Annotated in this window: 16 protein-coding genes; 10 read left to right on the plus strand and 6 right to left on the minus strand. The window is 68.1% G+C overall.

Translation table 11 applies throughout. The features are described 5' to 3' along the window. The first annotated feature begins 27 nt into the window (after positions 1 to 27). Positions 28 to 540 (plus strand): hypothetical protein, encoded by a 513-nt coding sequence (locus tag C5B90_RS00105; protein ID WP_115878094.1) that lies wholly within the window; start codon positions 28 to 30, stop codon positions 538 to 540. A gap of 29 nt (positions 541 to 569) precedes the next feature. Here the strand turns inward: C5B90_RS00105 and C5B90_RS00110 are convergent, their stop codons facing one another. Both C5B90_RS00110 and C5B90_RS00115 read right to left on the minus strand, forming a co-directional pair. After that, positions 570 to 1100 (minus strand): hypothetical protein, encoded by a 531-nt coding sequence (locus C5B90_RS00110; protein ID WP_115878096.1) that lies wholly within the window; start codon positions 1098 to 1100, stop codon positions 570 to 572. Further along, positions 1093 to 1557: a CopD family protein gene (locus tag C5B90_RS00115; protein ID WP_115878098.1), complete on the minus strand. Its 465-nt coding sequence runs from the start codon at positions 1555 to 1557 to the stop codon at positions 1093 to 1095. The genes C5B90_RS00110 and C5B90_RS00115 overlap by 8 nt, the downstream gene beginning before the upstream one ends. 122 nt (positions 1558 to 1679) lie before the next feature. Between C5B90_RS00115 and C5B90_RS00120 the strand changes: the two genes are divergently transcribed. The 8 genes from C5B90_RS00120 to C5B90_RS00155 all read left to right on the plus strand — a co-directional run bounded on the left by C5B90_RS00120 (position 1680) and on the right by C5B90_RS00155 (position 9660). After that, positions 1680 to 2597 carry a 1,4-dihydroxy-2-naphthoyl-CoA synthase gene (locus C5B90_RS00120; RefSeq protein WP_115878100.1) on the plus strand — a complete coding sequence of 306 codons (918 nt, stop codon included), beginning with the start codon at positions 1680 to 1682 and terminating at the stop codon, positions 2595 to 2597. A gap of 126 nt (positions 2598 to 2723) precedes the next feature. Further along, positions 2724 to 3935: an ABC transporter substrate-binding protein gene (locus tag C5B90_RS00125; RefSeq protein ID WP_115878102.1), complete on the plus strand. Its 1212-nt coding sequence runs from the start codon at positions 2724 to 2726 to the stop codon at positions 3933 to 3935. A 1-nt stretch (position 3936) separates the two neighbouring features. Further along, positions 3937 to 4911: an NAD(P)/FAD-dependent oxidoreductase gene (locus tag C5B90_RS00130; protein ID WP_115878104.1), complete on the plus strand. Its 975-nt coding sequence runs from the start codon at positions 3937 to 3939 to the stop codon at positions 4909 to 4911. A gap of 180 nt (positions 4912 to 5091) precedes the next feature. After that, positions 5092 to 6030, plus strand: coding sequence for a 1,4-dihydroxy-2-naphthoate polyprenyltransferase (locus tag C5B90_RS00135; protein ID WP_115878106.1), 939 nt, complete (start codon positions 5092 to 5094; stop codon positions 6028 to 6030). Between the two features lie 2 nt (positions 6031 to 6032). Further along, entirely contained in the window at positions 6033 to 7085 is a 1053-nt protein-coding gene (locus C5B90_RS00140; RefSeq protein WP_199517419.1) for a mandelate racemase/muconate lactonizing enzyme family protein, read from the plus strand. A 69-nt stretch (positions 7086 to 7154) separates the two neighbouring features. Further along, positions 7155 to 7964 (plus strand): enoyl-CoA hydratase/isomerase family protein, encoded by an 810-nt coding sequence (locus C5B90_RS00145; RefSeq protein WP_115878110.1) that lies wholly within the window; start codon positions 7155 to 7157, stop codon positions 7962 to 7964. Positions 7965 to 8040: 76 nt separating this feature from the next. Further along, positions 8041 to 8757, plus strand: a complete 717-nt coding sequence (locus tag C5B90_RS00150; protein ID WP_115878111.1) for a ThuA domain-containing protein — start codon at positions 8041 to 8043, stop codon at positions 8755 to 8757. A gap of 144 nt (positions 8758 to 8901) precedes the next feature. Next, on the plus strand, positions 8902 to 9660 hold the full coding sequence (locus tag C5B90_RS00155) for a glucose 1-dehydrogenase (RefSeq protein WP_115878113.1): 759 nt from the start codon (positions 8902 to 8904) through the stop codon (positions 9658 to 9660). Positions 9661 to 9932: 272 nt separating this feature from the next. On the opposite strand, the gene C5B90_RS00160 is transcribed toward C5B90_RS00155, so the two are convergent. Then, on the minus strand, positions 9933 to 10808 hold the full coding sequence (locus C5B90_RS00160) for a hypothetical protein (RefSeq protein ID WP_115878115.1): 876 nt from the start codon (positions 10806 to 10808) through the stop codon (positions 9933 to 9935). A gap of 411 nt (positions 10809 to 11219) precedes the next feature. On the opposite strand from C5B90_RS00160, the gene C5B90_RS00165 reads away from it, so the two are divergent. Continuing rightward, positions 11220 to 12764 (plus strand): ATP-binding protein, encoded by a 1545-nt coding sequence (locus tag C5B90_RS00165; protein WP_115878117.1) that lies wholly within the window; start codon positions 11220 to 11222, stop codon positions 12762 to 12764. A 6-nt stretch (positions 12765 to 12770) separates the two neighbouring features. Here C5B90_RS00165 and pyrI read toward each other — a convergent pair whose 3' ends face one another. The 3 genes from pyrI to C5B90_RS00180 form a co-directional block, all read right to left on the minus strand. Then, positions 12771 to 13238: an aspartate carbamoyltransferase regulatory subunit gene (gene pyrI, locus C5B90_RS00170; RefSeq protein WP_004977049.1), complete on the minus strand. Its 468-nt coding sequence runs from the start codon at positions 13236 to 13238 to the stop codon at positions 12771 to 12773. Further along, entirely contained in the window at positions 13235 to 14149 is a 915-nt protein-coding gene (gene pyrB, locus C5B90_RS00175; protein ID WP_004977050.1) for an aspartate carbamoyltransferase, read from the minus strand. The genes pyrI and pyrB overlap by 4 nt, the downstream gene beginning before the upstream one ends. A 196-nt stretch (positions 14150 to 14345) precedes the next feature. Then, complete coding sequence (locus tag C5B90_RS00180; RefSeq protein WP_115878119.1) at positions 14346 to 15599, minus strand: Glu/Leu/Phe/Val dehydrogenase; 1254 nt, start codon at positions 15597 to 15599, stop codon at positions 14346 to 14348. Between the last annotated feature and the right edge of the window lie 4 nt (positions 15600 to 15603).

Raw genomic sequence — 15603 nt, forward strand, 5'->3', positions numbered from 1 at the left:
TTCTCCCGCGCTCCGAATCGTGGCGACATGTCCTCCACGCTCTTCCGCCAGTACCGCGGCAGCGTCTACGCCGTCGCCGGGTTCCTCGGCGTCCTCGTGTTCGCCTACGCGGCCGTCGTCACACGCGAACCGCTCGCCGGGGTCTTCGCCGGTGGCACCGTCGTCTTCGGCGTGGTACTTCTCTCGGACCTCGCCGAGCGCGGCTATCCCTCGGCGCTCGGCCGCCGCGGAACACTCGCGCTCGTTGCAGTCGTGGTCGCCTTTCCAGTCTTCTGGTTCGTCGTTCAGCGCCCCCTCATGGGCCTCGGCCTCGCGCCGCTCGTCGCCGTGGTCGCGTGGGGGCTCGCGCGGTTCAAGGCCGTCGGCTACCCCGAGTCGATGGGTCGCCGCCGGTCGCTCGCCACCGCCTTCGTCGGGACCGGACTCGTCGCGTACGGGTCGTTTGCCGGGGCGACCGCCTTTCTCGTCGGCATCGCGGGCGCGGTACTCGTCGGCTTGGCGTCGTGGCTGACGAGTCCGCGCGGCCCGATTCGGGGCTGACTGGCTGACTGACTAACTGGCTGACTCACTCACTTACCCACTGACTCCACGTCGGGGGCTCGCCCCGAGGTGTCCGACTCCGTCCACCGCCCGACGAGCCGACCGGCCGCCCAGTAACAGCCGGCGTCGAGGACGACCGACAGGCCACCGATGACGCCCCCGACGACGCTCGCGGCCGCGACGCCGATGAGCGCGATGAACGCCAGCGACACGAGTGTCGCGCCGTTCAGAATCGCGCCGACGAGGAGCACCCCGAGGAGAAACGCGCCCCCGATGAGCGCGCCCGCCGCGAACCCGCGGAGGACGAGTCGCCACAGTCCGTGGAGTCCGGTTCGTAGGTCTGCCAGCCCGCCGTCCGCCAGTGCCCACCGAGTTGCAACCGCGGTGAGGAGCCACAGATAGGCGAAAACGGCAACGCCCGGAAGCGTCCCGAAGCCGGCGAGTTCGCCTTCGAGCGCGCCGCTCGCGTGCGCCGCGAGGAGCCCGACGAGGCTCAGGGCGACGAGGTTGAACGACGAGACGACCCACGCCTCGAAGCGGCCGGCGGCGGCCTCAGCCATGGGCCAACACCTCCGCGAGCGCGACGAGGACGAGGAGCGCGCCGGCGGTCGCGCCGTAGCTCTTCGCGAGGAGCGAGCGCCCGGCACCCACCGGGTGGTCTCGTCGGAGCCGGAGCACGATGAGCGTGCGGACGAACGACCCGAGGACGAACGCGGTCACCGCGAGGAGTTTCGCGGTCAGGAGCGTCCCCCAGCGCCCGGACGGTCCGGGCGGGCCGAGCGCGCCGAGGTTGCCGACGCCGGTGACGACCATCGCACCCATCGCCGCCCAGAAGACCCACTCGTAGGTGGTCGCGAGCGGGGTCGAGTCGCCGAGAGAGGCGGTCGAGCCGTCGGCGTCCGCGCCTCCGGACTCGCCGGTTCTGAGCGTGGCCCACGCGAACGCCGCGCCGCCGAAGACGAGCGCCATCCCGACGACGTGGACGAACCTGACGAGGAGGCTGGTCGCGGCCGACATACGCGAGAGTCGTTTGCGCACTGACAAATAGTTCCGGGCCGGGGGAGCGGTCAGGTGGCGGCCTGTCTTCCGAACCGCGGCCGCAAGCGAATCTTTTTGCGCCGCCCGCGCCGCCTCTCGGTATGGTCTCGGAGATTTTCGACCCCGACCGCTGGGAGCCCGTCCCGGGGTCCGACGAGTTCGACGACATCACCTACCACCGCGCCGTCGACGTGCCGGCGGTCCGCATCGCGTTCGACCGCCCCGAGGTCCGAAACGCCTTCCGACCGGGAACCGTGGACGAACTCTACGCCGCGCTCGACGACGCCAGAAAGCGCGCGAACGTGGGGTGCGTCCTCCTGACTGGCAACGGCCCCTCCGAGAAGGACGGCGGCTGGGCGTTCTGCTCCGGCGGCGACCAGTCGGTCCGCGGCGGCTCCGGCTACGAGTACCGCGACGACGACGAGGCCGACGCCTCCGACGACCCGCTCGTCCGCGAGGCGAAGGCCGGTCGCCTGCACATCCTCGAAGTCCAGCGGCTCATCCGCTTCATGCCCAAACCCGTCGTCGCCGTCGTGCCGGGGTGGGCCGTCGGCGGCGGTCACTCCCTGCACGTCGTCTGCGACATGACGCTCGCGTCCGACGAGCACGCGAAGTTCCTCCAGACCGACCCCGACGTGGCCTCCTTCGACGGCGGCTTCGGCTCCGCGTACCTCGCCAAACAGGTCGGCCAGAAGAAGGCCCGCGAAGTGTTCTTCATGGGGAAGACCTACTCCGCCGAGGAGGCCGTGGACATGGGGATGGCGAACGAGGCGATTCCCCACGAGGACCTCGAAGACGTGGCGCTGGAGTGGGCCGACGAGATGACGAAGAAGTCGCCGACGGCCATGCGCATGCTCAAGTACGCCTTCAACATGACCGACGACGGCATGATCGGCCAGCAGGTGTTCGCCGGCGAGGCGACCCGACTCGCCTACATGACCGAGGAGGCACAGGAGGGCCGCGACGCCTTCCTCGAAAAGCGCGAACCGCGGTTCCGCGACTATCCGTGGCACTACTGAGTCCCTGACGGGGCCGACGCTGTCGCGCCACAGCCCCGGTACCGGGCCGGAACTCGTTGGACTGTCAAGGTTTAGGCACGCCGAAAAATAGGAACGCTCTTATGCATTTAGGTTAGCCTAAATTCCATGGACGAGAAATCCACCGGGCAGGAGGGACTCACGCGACGCAACTACATTCGGTACGGCGGCACGGCTCTCGGGGCCGGGATGCTGGCCGGCTGTACGTCGGACTCGTCGGGGAGCGACGAGACGACCGCTGCGCCCGAGACGACGACCGAGGAAGCGACCGAAACGGCGACCGCGACCCAGACCACCGAGGCCGACACTTCGTACTCGGTGACGATGGAGCCGATGGGGGAGGTCACGTTCGACTCGGTCCCCGAGTCGTGGGCCGCCTACGACGGCGGCTACGCCGACATGGCGGTCGCGCTCGGCGTCGGCGACGGGTTGACCGGTGTCGGCGGCGCGGGGCGGTACTACACCTACGTCTACGACGAACTCCCCGGCGTGAGCGTCGACCGCGAGCAGGTCGAGGCGTACCCCGAGGTCAGGACGAAAGAGGAGTTCTACGAACTCGACAACGACGTCCACCTCTACGACCCGAACATGCTCATCAACTGGTTCGACTGGGACCAAGCCGACGTGGACGAAATCGCGGAGAACGTCGCCCCGTTCGTCGGCAACCTCGTTTTCCGCCGCTCGGACGGCTGGCACGACTACCGCTACTACACGCTCTACGAGGCGTTCGAGAAGGTCGCGCAGGTGTTCCAGCGCGAGGACCGCTACGAGGCGTTCGAGGCGCTCCACGACGAGTTCATCGCGGAGATACAGGCGGAACTGCCGCCGGCGGACGAGCGCCCGAACGTCTTTCTCACCTACGAGGGGACGACCGAGCCCGAGACGTTCTCGCCGTACCGCCTCAACGACAAGGGCACGAGCAAAAAGCAGTGGAACGACCTCGGTGTCACCGACGCGCTCTCGGGGACCGACATCGAGAACCTCAGCACGACCAACCGCGGCGAACTCGACTACGAGAACCTCCTCGAAATCGACCCCGACGTGATTCTCGTTCGCGGCCACGAGCGCAAGACGCCCGAGGAGTTCCGCGACACCGTCCTCGCGTACATGGAAGACCACCCCGTCGGCGGCGAACTGGCGGCCGTCCAGAACGGCCGGGTCTACCGCGGCGGCTACCTGTTCCAGGGGCCGATTCACAACCTGTTCCTGACCGAGCGCGCCGCGAAGCAGATGTACCCCGACGTGTTCGGCGACGTGACGGACGACGCCGAACTGTTCGACCGCCAGCGCGTCGCGGACATCGTCAACGGGGAGTTCTGAGATGGCAGACGCCGGGAACTCCGAGGAGGCGAACACGACGACGGAGACGGCGACAGGCCCGGAGGCCGCGGCGTTCGACTACGACGTGGCCATCGTCGGCGGCGGGCCGACGGGCTGCTCGGCGGGCGTCTTCACCGGCCGGTACGGCCTCGACACCGTGGTCTTCGACCGCGGCCGGTCGTCGCTCCAGCGCTGTGCCTATCTGGAGAACTACCTCGGCTTTCCCGGCGGCATCGACATCGAGGCGTTCTACGGACTCATCCACGACCACGTCGAGGAGGCCGGCTGTGACCTCGTTTCGGACCTCGTCGAGGCGGTCGAACCCGCCGGCGACGACGCGGCTGCGACCGCGACCGCCGCCGGCCCCGGCTTCGCGGTCACGACACAGAGCGGCGAGACCGTCACCGCGAGGCGGGTCGTCGCGGCCGCCCGCTACGGCGGCGACTTCCTCGAACCGCTCGGCGACGACGAGATGTTCGTCACCTACGAGTACGACGGCGAGACACGGACGAAGTTCGACCGCGACTACGCCGACATCGAGGGCCGAACAGCCATCGACGGGCTGTACGTCGCCGCGCCGGTGAGCGAGGTCAACGTGCAAGCCATCATGTCGGCCGGACAGGGCGCGCGAGTCGGGCGGTCGGTCATCACCGACCACCGTCTCGAACAGGGGTATCCCGAGGACCTCGCGCGCCACTGGGACTGGATACGCCCCGAGTCCGAGCTCGCCGACGAGGAGGCCGCCCGCGACAACTGGCGCGAGCGGTTCGACAGCCGGGTCCCCGACGACTGCGACCTCTCCGAGGAGCGACTCCACGAACTCCGCGAGGCCGACGTGGAGCGCCAACGCGAGATGTACGTCTCCGAGGAGACGGTCGAAACTCGGGCCGAGCGGGGTCACGAACGACTCGCCGACCATCTCGGTCTCGACGCCGATTCCGGTCCCGCCTCCGATTCCGCTTCCGACGCCGAATAGCGAGAGACGCCCACCCCCGTCGGCCGACGGCGATGACCACGTCGTCGCTGACGCTGGGGCGTGACTGTCTCGTCAGGACCGACGCGCGCGCCTGGCCACCGTGTTCTCCCACGCACCGCCTCGGCGTCGCGCGCTTTCGGATAGGAACTTACTCACTGCTTCGGCACTCGTATGCAGACAATGAGCACGCAGGACATCTCTCGCAGTCGGGCGTGGGTGATGGCGTCGCGGCCGCAGACGCTTCCGGCGGCCGCCGCGCCGGTCGTCGTCGGCACCGCGGTCGCCGTCCACGCCGACCTGTTCGCCCCGCTCCCCGCGCTCGCGGCGCTCGTGGGCGCGCTCCTCATCCAGGTCGGGACCAACTTCGCCAACGACTACTACGACGCGGTGCAGGGCGCGGACACCGAGGCCCGCGAGGGCTTCACCCGCGTCACCGCGGGCGGACTCATCCCCCCGGCCGAGGTCAAGCGAGCGATGTACCTCACCTTCGCCGCCGCCATCCTCCTCGGCACGTATCTCGTCTACGTCGGCGGCGTGCCCATCCTCGTCATCGGCCTGCTCTCTGTCGCCTCGGGCATCGCCTACACCGGCGGTCCGTACCCCCTCGGCTACCACGGCCTCGGCGACCTGTTCGTCTTCGTCTTCTTCGGCCTCGTCGCCGTCGTCGGCACCTTCTACGTGCAGGCCGCGAGCGTCCTCGCCGCCCCCCTCACCGTCGGGATTCCGGACGGGACCGTCACGGTCGTCGCCGTCCTCGCCAGCCTCCCCATCGCGGCCATCTCTACGAACATCCTCGTCGTGAACAACGTCCGCGACAAGGAGGAAGACGCGACCACGGGCAAGCGGACGCTCGCGGTCCGGTTCGGCTACGGCTTCGCCCGCGCCGAGTACGTCGCCATGCTCGCGCTCGCCTACGTCGTCCCCGCCTACCTCTGGACTCGCGCCGGCTTCGACTGGTTCGTCCTTCTCCCCATGTTCTCGATGCCCGTCGCGGCCCGCATCGCGCGGACCGTCGTGACCGAGACGAAAGGCGAGAAGCTCAACCCCGCGCTCGAAGACACGGGCAAACTCCTCGCGCTCTACGCCGTCCTCTTCTCGGTCGGCCTCGTCCTCGCGTGACGATGCGACTCCGCGAGTTCGCCGTCGACCTCCGAACGCCGCTTTCGACAGCCAAGGGTGACATCGAGCGTCGCGAGGGATTCCTCGTCGCGGTCGATGTCGCAGGCGAAACCGGTGTCGGCGAGGCGACCCCGCTTCCGGGCTGGACCGAGTCACTCGCCGACTGTCGCGACGTGCTCGGCGGCCTCGCCGAAGACGACGCCACCGGTGATTCCGACCCCGAATCCGCGCTCAAAGACGGGACGCTTGCGGACGCGCCCGCCGCGAGACACGCCGTCTCGCTCGCCGTCGCCGACGCCCGCGCTCGCGCCGCCGACCGGCCGCTCGCCGCGTCCCTAGCCACCGACTCGCACACCTCGCTTCCGGTGAATTCGACCCTCGGCGACGACGACCCAGAGGCGACCGTCGAGGCCGCCGAGACCGCCGTCAAATCGGGGTACGACTGTCTCAAACTGAAGGTCGGCGCACGGGACCCGACCGACGACGTGGCGCGCCTGCGGGCGGTCCGCGAGGCGGTCGGTCCCGGCGTGTCGCTCCGGGCCGACGCGAACGCCGCGTGGGACCGCTGGACCGCGGACCGATTTCTGCACACCGTCGAGGAACTTGGACTCGACCTCGACTACCTCGAACAGCCGCTTCCGGCCGACGAACTCGACGGCCACGCCGTGCTCCGGCGACTCCACGACACGCCCATCGCGCTCGACGAGTCGCTGGCTGCGGTCCCGCCGGGGCGGGCGCTCGCCTCGAACGCGGCGGACGTGCTCGTCTGCAAACCGATGGCGCTCGGCGGCCCGGACCGCGTCCGCGACCTCGCGACTCGCGCCCGCGACGCCGATGTGGCGGTCGTCGTCACGACCACCATCGACGCCGTCGTCGCCCGACTCGGCGCGCTCCACGTCGCGGCGTCGCTCCCCGGCGACCGGGCGCACGGACTGGCGACCGCGTCGCTTCTCGACGCCGACCTCGCGGCCGACCCGGCACCCGTGCGCGAGGGCCGGATGCGCGTCCCCGAGAGTCCGGGCCTCGGCATCGACGTGGACGCGGTGTTTCCCTGACTCGGTCGCCGACGATTCAACTCTCCACGGTCCAAACGTTTTTCACGATTCTGCACGTCGAACCGGGAGATGACCGAGGTCGAACTCGACTCCGACGCGGTACGGCTCGCGCTCGCCGACGGCGTGGCGACGGTGACGCTGGACGCTCCGGCGGTTCGGAACGCGCTGACGGTCGACGTCACCGCCGGCGTACGCGAGGCGCTGAACTCGCTCCCCGACGAGGCGCGCTGTGTCGTCCTCCGCGGGAGCGACGAGGCGGGCGCGTTCTGCGCCGGCGGCGACGTGAACGCCATGTTAGAGCTACAGGCGGACGCGATGACGCTCCCCGAGGCGGTCGACCACGTCGTCCGCGACACCGCCGACTGCGTGCGCCGCGTCTACGAGTGCGACCTGCCGACGGTCGCGGCCATCGACGGCCCGGCCGTGGGTGCGGGCGGCGCGCTCGCCATCGCCTGCGACCTCCAACTCCTCCGCGAAGACGCCTCCATCGGATTCGGATTCCGCCGGGTCGGTCTCGCGGTCGATTCGGGGCTGTCGTACCTCCTTCCGCGACTCGTCGGGCGCAACGTCGCCATGGAACTCGTCTACACGGGCGAGAAACTCGGCCCCGAGCGGGCGCTGGAACTCGGCGTCGTGAACCGCGTCGCGGGCGAGGACGAGTTCGAATCCGAACTCGCCGCCCTCACGGAGCGCATCGCCGGCGGCCCGACGAAAGCGCTCACCGCCTCAAAGCGCCTGCTCCGCCGCCCCGACGACTCCATCGAAGCGGCTATCGAACACGAGGCATCGGCGCAGGCGGTCATGTTCGAAACCGACGACCACGCCGAGGGCGTGGAGTCGTTCATGAGTCGTCGGGAACCGGCGTTCGAAGGGAAGTAGCTGCCCCGGTGGGCGACCGCCACGGTCCGGCTCCGTGTTCGGTGCATACTTGTCGCCGCCCGGCGACGGCGGGAGTATGGTCACCGTCACCGTCTGGAACGAGTATCGACACGAGAAGGAAAACGACGAGGTCGCCGAAATCTACCCCGACGGTATCCACGCGACGATAGCCGAGGGGCTCCGCGAGGCCGGCTACGACGTACAGACCGCCACGCTGGACGAACCGGAACACGGGCTCACCGAGTCGGTCCTCGACGACACCGACGTGCTGGCGTGGTGGGGCCACAAGGCTCACGACGAGGTTGACGACGACATCGTCGACCGCGTGGTCGACCGCGTCCGCGACGGGATGGGTCTGCTCGTGCTCCACTCGGGACACTACTCCAAGCCGTTCAAGCGCCTGATGGGGACGACCTGCTCGCTGAAGTGGCGCGAGTCGGGCGAGAAAGAGCGCGTCTGGGTCGTCGAGCCGGGTCACCCCATCGCCGACGGGCTTCCCGAGTCGTTCGAGGTCCCCCGCGCCGAGATGTACGGCGAGCGGTTCGACATCCCCGCGCCGGACGAACTCGTCTTCACGTCGTGGTTCGAGGGCGGCGAAGTGTTCCGCTCCGGCTGTTGTTACACCCGCGGCAAGGGCCGCGTCTTCTACTTCCGGCCGGGCCACGAGACCTACCCCATCTACGAGCAGGAAGAGGTTCGGACCGTCCTCGACAACGCCGTCGAGTGGGCGGCTCCCGGCGACGGCCCCGACCCGTACTTCGGGAACGCCGAGCCCATCGAAGACCTCGACTGAGCCGTCGGTCGGCGAGAGCGGACGAAATCTGTTTTTCTCGGTCAAGAGAGCGTCACGCGTTCCTGAAGAGGCGTTATTTTCGAGTGACACCTACTGGCACGCACGACTGCGCCGCCCAGACGGCCGGCGGGTCGTGGTGATATCATGAAGGGAATCGACGGGAAGGTCGCGCTCGTGACGGGCGCGGCGTCGGGTATCGGACGGGCGACTGCGCTCCGGTTCGCGGAGGAGGGCGCGATGGTCGCGCTCTCGGACGTGCAGGTGGACGCCGGCGAGCAGGTCGTCCGAGAGATAGAAAGCGAGGGCGGCGAGGCCGTCTTCTTCGAAGCCGATAGCTCGAAGGAAAGCGACGTGGCGAGCCTCGTCGACAGGACGGTCAGCGAGTTCGGCGGCCTCGACTTCGCGCACAACAACGCGGGCATCGAGGGGACGCCCGGCCCCATCGCCGAGATGTCCATCGAGGACTTCCAGCGGGTCATCGACATCAACCTGACCGGCGTGTTCCTCGGGCTGAAGTACGAGATTCCGCGCCTCGTCGAGAACGGCGGCGGCGCTATCGTCAACACGTCTTCCGTGGCAGGACTGACCGGCGGCGCGAACCTCGCGCACTACTACGCCGCCAAACACGGCGTCATCGGGCTGACCCGCTCGGCGGCGCTCGAAGTGGCGACCGAGAACGTCCGCGTCAACGCGGTCTGTCCGGGTGTCATCGAGACGCCGATGATAGAGCGGTTCACCGCCGGCAACGACGAGGCGAAGGCGGGGTTGCTCGAAGACGAGCCAATCGGTCGTCTCGGCAAACCGGAAGAAATCGCCAGCGCGGTCGTCTACCTCTGTTCGGACGACGCGTCGTTCGTCACCGGCCACCCGATGGTCATCGACGGCGGCTACGTCGTCCCGTAGCCGACCCGCACAGAGCCCCGTTTTTTCGGCCGGAGTTCGACCGCCCGGACGGGACTGTCCCGTGCGGCGACTATGATAAGTGGATGCGGTCCGGAGAACGCCCATGGCACAACCGACGAGCGGACAGCGGCGACTCATGTTCGCCCTGTTCGCGTTCGCGGCGCTCGTCTTCCTCCTCGGTATCGTCGTCATCGGCTACCTCGCCGGCGCGTTCTGACGCTCCCGAGGGACCCCTCCGTCCCCGCGGTTCGGGACGGCGAACAGCGGTCGGTTCAGCGGGTCGCGTCGTCGGGGTGGTAGGTTTTCCCGCGAGAGCCATCGGCGGTCATCCGGCGGAGCGTCGCGGCGGCGTTGCTCGCGTCGTAGCCGAACAGCACGTCCTTCGCGTACTCGTCTGCGACCTCGATGGCGTGGATGAGGTCGTCCACGTCCACGTTCACGGCGTACAGTTCGAGCGAGAAGTCGGCGTCGTAGGGCTCCAGAAGCGAGACGAAGCCGCGGGCGATGGTTTCGAGCCAGTAGGTCGTCCCGTAGTTGGTGTCGTAGAGCGGGACGACGAACTCGTCGACGTGCGCCGAGAGCGCCTCGATATCGAGGCCGGCGCGGCGGTAGAGATGGCCCGGATAGGGGTCGGGATACAGCGTGAGATACAGGCGACCGGGGACGCGCTCGGCGGCGTCAGCGACGAAGTTAGTGATGACCTCAGCGCGCCACTCGAACCAGGCGTCCTCGTCGTCGGCGTCGCGGCCGCGGTCGTCGGCCCACGCCTCGAACTGCGAGGTACACCGGTCACACCGGCAGTACTCGTCACGCGGGAATCCCACGTCGTCGAGGCGCACGTCGCCGTTTGCCGCGGCGGCGTCCTCGACGATTTCGAGCAGGCCGGCGCGGTACTTCTCGTTCGTCGGGCAGATGTACGCCCAGTCGAAGTACGTGCGGTCCCGCGTCGCGGGGTTCCCCTCGCCGTCGACGGGGACCAACTCGGGGCTCTCGTTGGCGGCGGCGTTGTCGCCGAAACACGATATCATGTTGACGGCGTTCGACAGCGGTTCGGCCGCCCGACCGGTGACGTCCTTGACCTCGTAGAAGCCGCGGTCGAACTCCGGCCAGTCGACTTCCTCTTCGTTGCGCGTGACGACCCCGTACATGGCTCCGCCTTCGCGCGGACGTCGGGTAAGTCGTTCGCTCTCGGGCGTGTACCTCCTCCTCGGGCGTCGTCACTGGCCGGCCGCGAGTGAGGCGAACCCGGCCGAACGCGGCCGAGCACGCGAGAAAGTGGTTACTCTTCGATTTCGACTTCGACGGTGTCTCCACTCCCGGAGAACACGGTGTAGAGGACCGCCACGAGCGCCAGTACCAGAACCAGTTTGGCCTTCTTGGACATGCCGAGAACTTCGACCGCACTGCACTAAGTGATTACGACACCGGGGCAAATGCGGCGAGCGATTTAAAAACTGGATGCACGTTCCGAACAGGAGTTAATTAAGTGACAGAATACGCAGAAACGTTATCTTATCTGAGGGCATTCCGTCAGTCGTTCAGTTTCCCCGCCCCGCCCGATGCAACTCGATACTCCGCTCCGCGTCCTCTCCGCCGACGGCGACCGCGCTATTTCCCGGGTCGCCCAGCGGTCGGTCCCGAACGCCGTCGTCGACTCGGCCGCGACACTCGCTGCCGCTCGCCGTGCCCTCGACGGCGAGGACGCGTACGACTGTCTCGTTCTCGGTTCGGCGTTTCCCGACGGCGACGCCGTCTCCCTGCTCCGCGAGATTCGCACGGCCGGTGACGACCTCCCCGTCGTCTTCCTCGCACCCGGTGACGCCGACCACTCCGTGACCGAACTGGTCGATTTAGCTATCGGCGCGTACCTCGTCCGCGAGGAGTTCCTCGGACGGGAAGAGCACGACCACGCCGACGACACCGAGGCCGCCACCGACCCGGCCGACGCGCTCGGGTCGCGAGTCCGGCGACTCGCCTGCGAACACTGCAAGAAGCGGGCCGCCCGCGAGACGGTCGAGCGGGTCGGTGAGTCGGTCGAGACGGGGTGGTTCATCGAGGACGCGCTCGACGCGCTCGACGACGTGTTCTACGTCTACGACCGCGAGGGGAACCTCGTCTCGTGGAACGAGCGACTCTCGGAGCTGACCGGCCTGTCGGACGCCGAACTCACCGGCATGTCGGCCGACGCGTTCTTCCACGAGGCCGACCAGCCGGCGGTCAAGCGCGCCGTCGAAGAAGTTATCCGAACGGGAACCACGGTCGTCGAAGCGCGGCTCCCGACGGACGACGGCACGCTGTTGTTCCAACTCACCGGTCGCCGGCTCACGGGACCGGAGGGGGACGTCGTCGGGTTCTGCGGCGTCGGCCGCGATATCACCACCCGTCGGCAACACGAAGAGCAACTCGCACAGCAAAACGAGCGCCTCGGCGAGTTCGCGCGGGTCCTCTCTCACGACCTCCGGAACCCGCTTTCCATCTCGGTAGGCTTTCTCGACCTCGAGCGGGAGACGAACGACTCCGAGAACCTCGAACGGGTCGCGACCTCGCTGGCGCGCATCAGCGACATCGTCGACGACGTGCTTGCCGCGGCCCGAAGCGGAAAGGCGGTCATCGATTTCGCGCCCGTCTCGGTCGAGGCGGTCGCCGACCGGGCGTGGAACACGGTCGAGACGGGCGAGGCGACGCTCGTCGTCGAGTCGTCCGCGACGGTTCACGCCGACCCCGGTCGGCTCCAGCGACTGTTCGAGAACCTGTTTCGGAACTCGGTAGATCACGGTTCCGCGGGCGGGCGGCCCTCGCCGCTGACCGTCCGCGTCACCGCGTCGGCCGCCGACGAGTCGTTCGCGGTCGAAGACGACGGTATCGGCATCGACGCCGCCATCGTCACGCGGGTGTTCGAACGCGGTTTCACCACTTCCTCCGAGGGGACTGGCTTCGGCCTCGACATCGTCCGGTCGCTCGCGGAGGCCCACGGCTGGTCGGTCTCCGTCGGGGCGGCGGCGACCGGCGGCGCGCGCTTCGAGTTCGACGGCGTCGAATTCGCCGACGAGGACCACCGCTGTCAGGCGAGCGCCGCGGGAAAAAGAGCGTCGGACGACTCCTAAAAACGGTCAGTTCACGTCGAGGTTGGCCGCGACTTCGTCCTCGCGGACGATGGTCTCGCAGTAGTCACAGCGCACGCCGTCCGAGAGGACGGTAAAACGGGACCGGATAGGTTCGTCGGCGTTGGAGATGCAGTTTCTGTTCGGACACGAGATGATGCTCGCGACGGCGTCGGGGCGGACGACGCGGTTCTTCTCGACCACGTCGTAGTCGCGGACGATGTTGATGCTCGCGGCGGGCGCGATGAGCGACAGCACGTCCACTTCGGACTGGCTCAGTTCGCGGCCTTCGACCTTCACGATGTCCTTGCGGCCGAGGCGGTCGGAGGGGACGTTCATCCCGACCGAGACCGCCTCCCCGCTGGTGCCGTCGATGCCGAGGATGGCGAGGACGTTGAGCGCCTGTCCCGCGGCGACGTGGTCGATGACGGTGCCGTTTCGAATCTTCGAGACGCGGAGTTGGTGGTCGTCTGTCATCGGTCTTGGGAGAGGAGGATGTCCAACAGCGCCATCCGGACCGGGATGCCGTTGTGGGCCTGTTCGAAGTACGTCGCGTGGTCGGTGTCGTCGATGTCCGGCGAAATCTCGTCCACGCGGGGCAGCGGGTGCATGACTGTGAGGTCGTCAGCCGCCGCTTCCAGCGTCTCCGAGTCGATTTGGTACTGTCCCGCGACCTTGCGGTACTCGTTTTCGTCGGGGAAGCGCTCGCGCTGGATGCGCGTCACGTAGAGCACGTCGAGTTCGGGGAGCACCTCGTCGAGTTCGGTGTGTTCTCTGACCTGCGCGCCCGAGGCGTGGAGGTCGTAGCGGACGTTCCGGGGGAGTCGCAGGCTCTCGGGGCTGATGAAGTGCTGACTGGCGTCGAAGTTCGTCAGCGCCTCGGCCAGCGAGTGCACCGTTCGGCCGTACTTCAGGTCGCCCATAATGCCGATGGTGAGGTCGTCGAGGCCGGCGTTCTCCCGGATGGTGTAGAGGTCGAGGAGGGTCTGGCTCGGGTGCTGGCCCGCGCCGTCGCCCGCGTTGACGAGGGGCACGTCGACGAACTCGGCGGCCATCGTGGCCGCGCCCTCGCTCGGGTGGCGGAGCACGAGCGCGTCCGCGTAGCCCTCGACCACGCGGACGGTGTCGGCGAGCGTCTCGCCCTTCTTGACCGACGACGATTCGACCGGTCCCATATCGACGGTCTGGCCGCCGAGGCGTTTCATCGCGGAGTCGAAGCTCATCCGAGTTCGCGTGCTCGGCTCGAAGAAACAGAGCCCGAGAACCTTCCCGGCGTGTCGTTGCCGGAACGCGGCCGGGTCGTCGTCGATGTCGGCCGCGCGGTCGAGCACCGCCTCGATGTCCTCCCGCGAGAGGTGCGACGCGGAGATGAGGTGGTCCTGACGCATCGATGAATGACGCGACCTACATCGACTTGAATCCCCCGGCATCGGACGCTTCGAGTGATATTCACCACCATGCACAAAATCGGCGATATCGGCGACCGCGGCGGACACAGAAGCGCGGACGAAACGGTCGGAAAACGAGGCGGCGAAGCGACGAGACGGCAGGACGAAACCGCCGAGACGACGACTGACTCCGACCCTACGGCCAGTTGCCCGCGGAGTCGTAGGAGTCGACGACGCGGCGGATGGCGACGACGTAGGCCGCGGTGCGGAAGTTCGGCAGGTCGTGGGTCTCGTAGGCGTCGACGAGTTCCTCGAAGGCGTCGACGATGACGCGCTCCAGTTCGTCGTTGACGCGGTCTTCGGTCCAGTAGAACCGCTGGCGGTTCTGGACCCACTCGAAGTACGAGACGGTGACGCCGCCGGCGTTGGCGAGGATGTCGGGGAAGACGTGGACCTCGCGCTCGGTGAGCACGTCGTCGGCGTCCGGCGTGAGCGGACCGTTGGCGGCCTCGACGATGATGTCCGCGTTCACGTCGTGGGCGAGTTCGCCGTCGATGGCGTTCTCCAGCGCGGCGGGGACGAGCAGGTCCACGTCGAGGGTGAGAAGCTCCTCGTTGGTGATGGCCTCCGTTCCCTCGTAGTCGGAGACGGTGCCCGTCTCGTTTTTGAACTGCTTGACCGCGCGGGTGTCGAGGCCGTCGGGGTCGTAGATGCCGCCGGAGGAGTCGGAGACGGCGACGACCGACGCGCCGAGGTCGTCGATGAGCTTCGCGGCGACGGAGCCGGCGTTCCCGTAGCCCTGCACGGCGACGGTCGCGCCCTCGATGTCGCGGCCGAGGTAGTCGAACGCCTCGCGGGCGGTGAGCATCGTCGAGCGGCCGGTCGCCTCGACGCGACCCTCGCTCCCGCCGTTCGAGAGCGCCTTGCCGGTGATGACACCCGGCGCGGTGGTGTTTTCGAGGGTCTCGTAGGTGTCCTTAATCCAGTTCATCTCGCGCTGGCCGGTGTTCACGTCGGGCGCGGGGATGTCGCGGTCCTCTCCGATGAGGGGGCGAAGCTCCTTGGCGAACGACCGGGTGATGCGCTCGAGTTCGGACTCGGAGTACGCCTTGGGGTCGATGACGATGCCGCCCTTACCGCCGCCGTAGGGGATGTCGACGACGGCGCACTTGTACACCATCCAGCCCGACAGCGCCTTCACCTCGTCGCGGCTGACGTTCGGGTGGTAGCGAATCCCGCCTTTGTACGGGCCGCGGTCGCCGTTGAACTGCGACCGGTAGGCGCGAAACAGTTCGACGTCGCCGTCGTCCATCTCGACGGCGAGGTTCGTCTCGAGGACTCGCTCGGGGTTTTTCAGCCGCTCGATAACGTCGTCGCGCACGTCGAGGTAGGCGGCCGCATCGTCGATTTGCTCCTGTAGACTCTCGAAGGGATTCGCCTCTTGTGCCATGTCC

This window comes from Haloferax sp. Atlit-12N (assembly GCF_003383095.1).
Classification (GTDB): Archaea; Halobacteriota; Halobacteria; order Halobacteriales; family Haloferacaceae; genus Haloferax.

Coding starts and splice junctions, on each gene's coding strand:
- C5B90_RS00135 (WP_115878106.1), top strand. CDS start 5,092: ATGAGCACGCAGGACATCTCTCGCAGTCGGGCGTGGGTGATGGCGTCG.
- C5B90_RS00105 (WP_115878094.1), top strand. CDS start 28: ATGTCCTCCACGCTCTTCCGCCAGTACCGCGGCAGCGTCTACGCCGTC.
- C5B90_RS00140 (WP_199517419.1), top strand. CDS start 6,033: ATGCGACTCCGCGAGTTCGCCGTCGACCTCCGAACGCCGCTTTCGACA.
- C5B90_RS00165 (WP_115878117.1), top strand. CDS start 11,220: ATGCAACTCGATACTCCGCTCCGCGTCCTCTCCGCCGACGGCGACCGC.
- pyrI (WP_004977049.1), bottom strand. CDS start 13,238: ATGACAGACGACCACCAACTCCGCGTCTCGAAGATTCGAAACGGCACC.
- C5B90_RS00160 (WP_115878115.1), bottom strand. CDS start 10,808: ATGTACGGGGTCGTCACGCGCAACGAAGAGGAAGTCGACTGGCCGGAG.
- C5B90_RS00110 (WP_115878096.1), bottom strand. CDS start 1,100: ATGGCTGAGGCCGCCGCCGGCCGCTTCGAGGCGTGGGTCGTCTCGTCG.
- C5B90_RS00130 (WP_115878104.1), top strand. CDS start 3,937: ATGGCAGACGCCGGGAACTCCGAGGAGGCGAACACGACGACGGAGACG.
- C5B90_RS00150 (WP_115878111.1), top strand. CDS start 8,041: ATGGTCACCGTCACCGTCTGGAACGAGTATCGACACGAGAAGGAAAAC.
- pyrB (WP_004977050.1), bottom strand. CDS start 14,149: ATGCGTCAGGACCACCTCATCTCCGCGTCGCACCTCTCGCGGGAGGAC.
- C5B90_RS00115 (WP_115878098.1), bottom strand. CDS start 1,557: ATGTCGGCCGCGACCAGCCTCCTCGTCAGGTTCGTCCACGTCGTCGGG.
- C5B90_RS00125 (WP_115878102.1), top strand. CDS start 2,724: ATGGACGAGAAATCCACCGGGCAGGAGGGACTCACGCGACGCAACTAC.
- C5B90_RS00155 (WP_115878113.1), top strand. CDS start 8,902: ATGAAGGGAATCGACGGGAAGGTCGCGCTCGTGACGGGCGCGGCGTCG.
- C5B90_RS00120 (WP_115878100.1), top strand. CDS start 1,680: ATGGTCTCGGAGATTTTCGACCCCGACCGCTGGGAGCCCGTCCCGGGG.
- C5B90_RS00145 (WP_115878110.1), top strand. CDS start 7,155: ATGACCGAGGTCGAACTCGACTCCGACGCGGTACGGCTCGCGCTCGCC.
- C5B90_RS00180 (WP_115878119.1), bottom strand. CDS start 15,599: ATGGCACAAGAGGCGAATCCCTTCGAGAGTCTACAGGAGCAAATCGAC.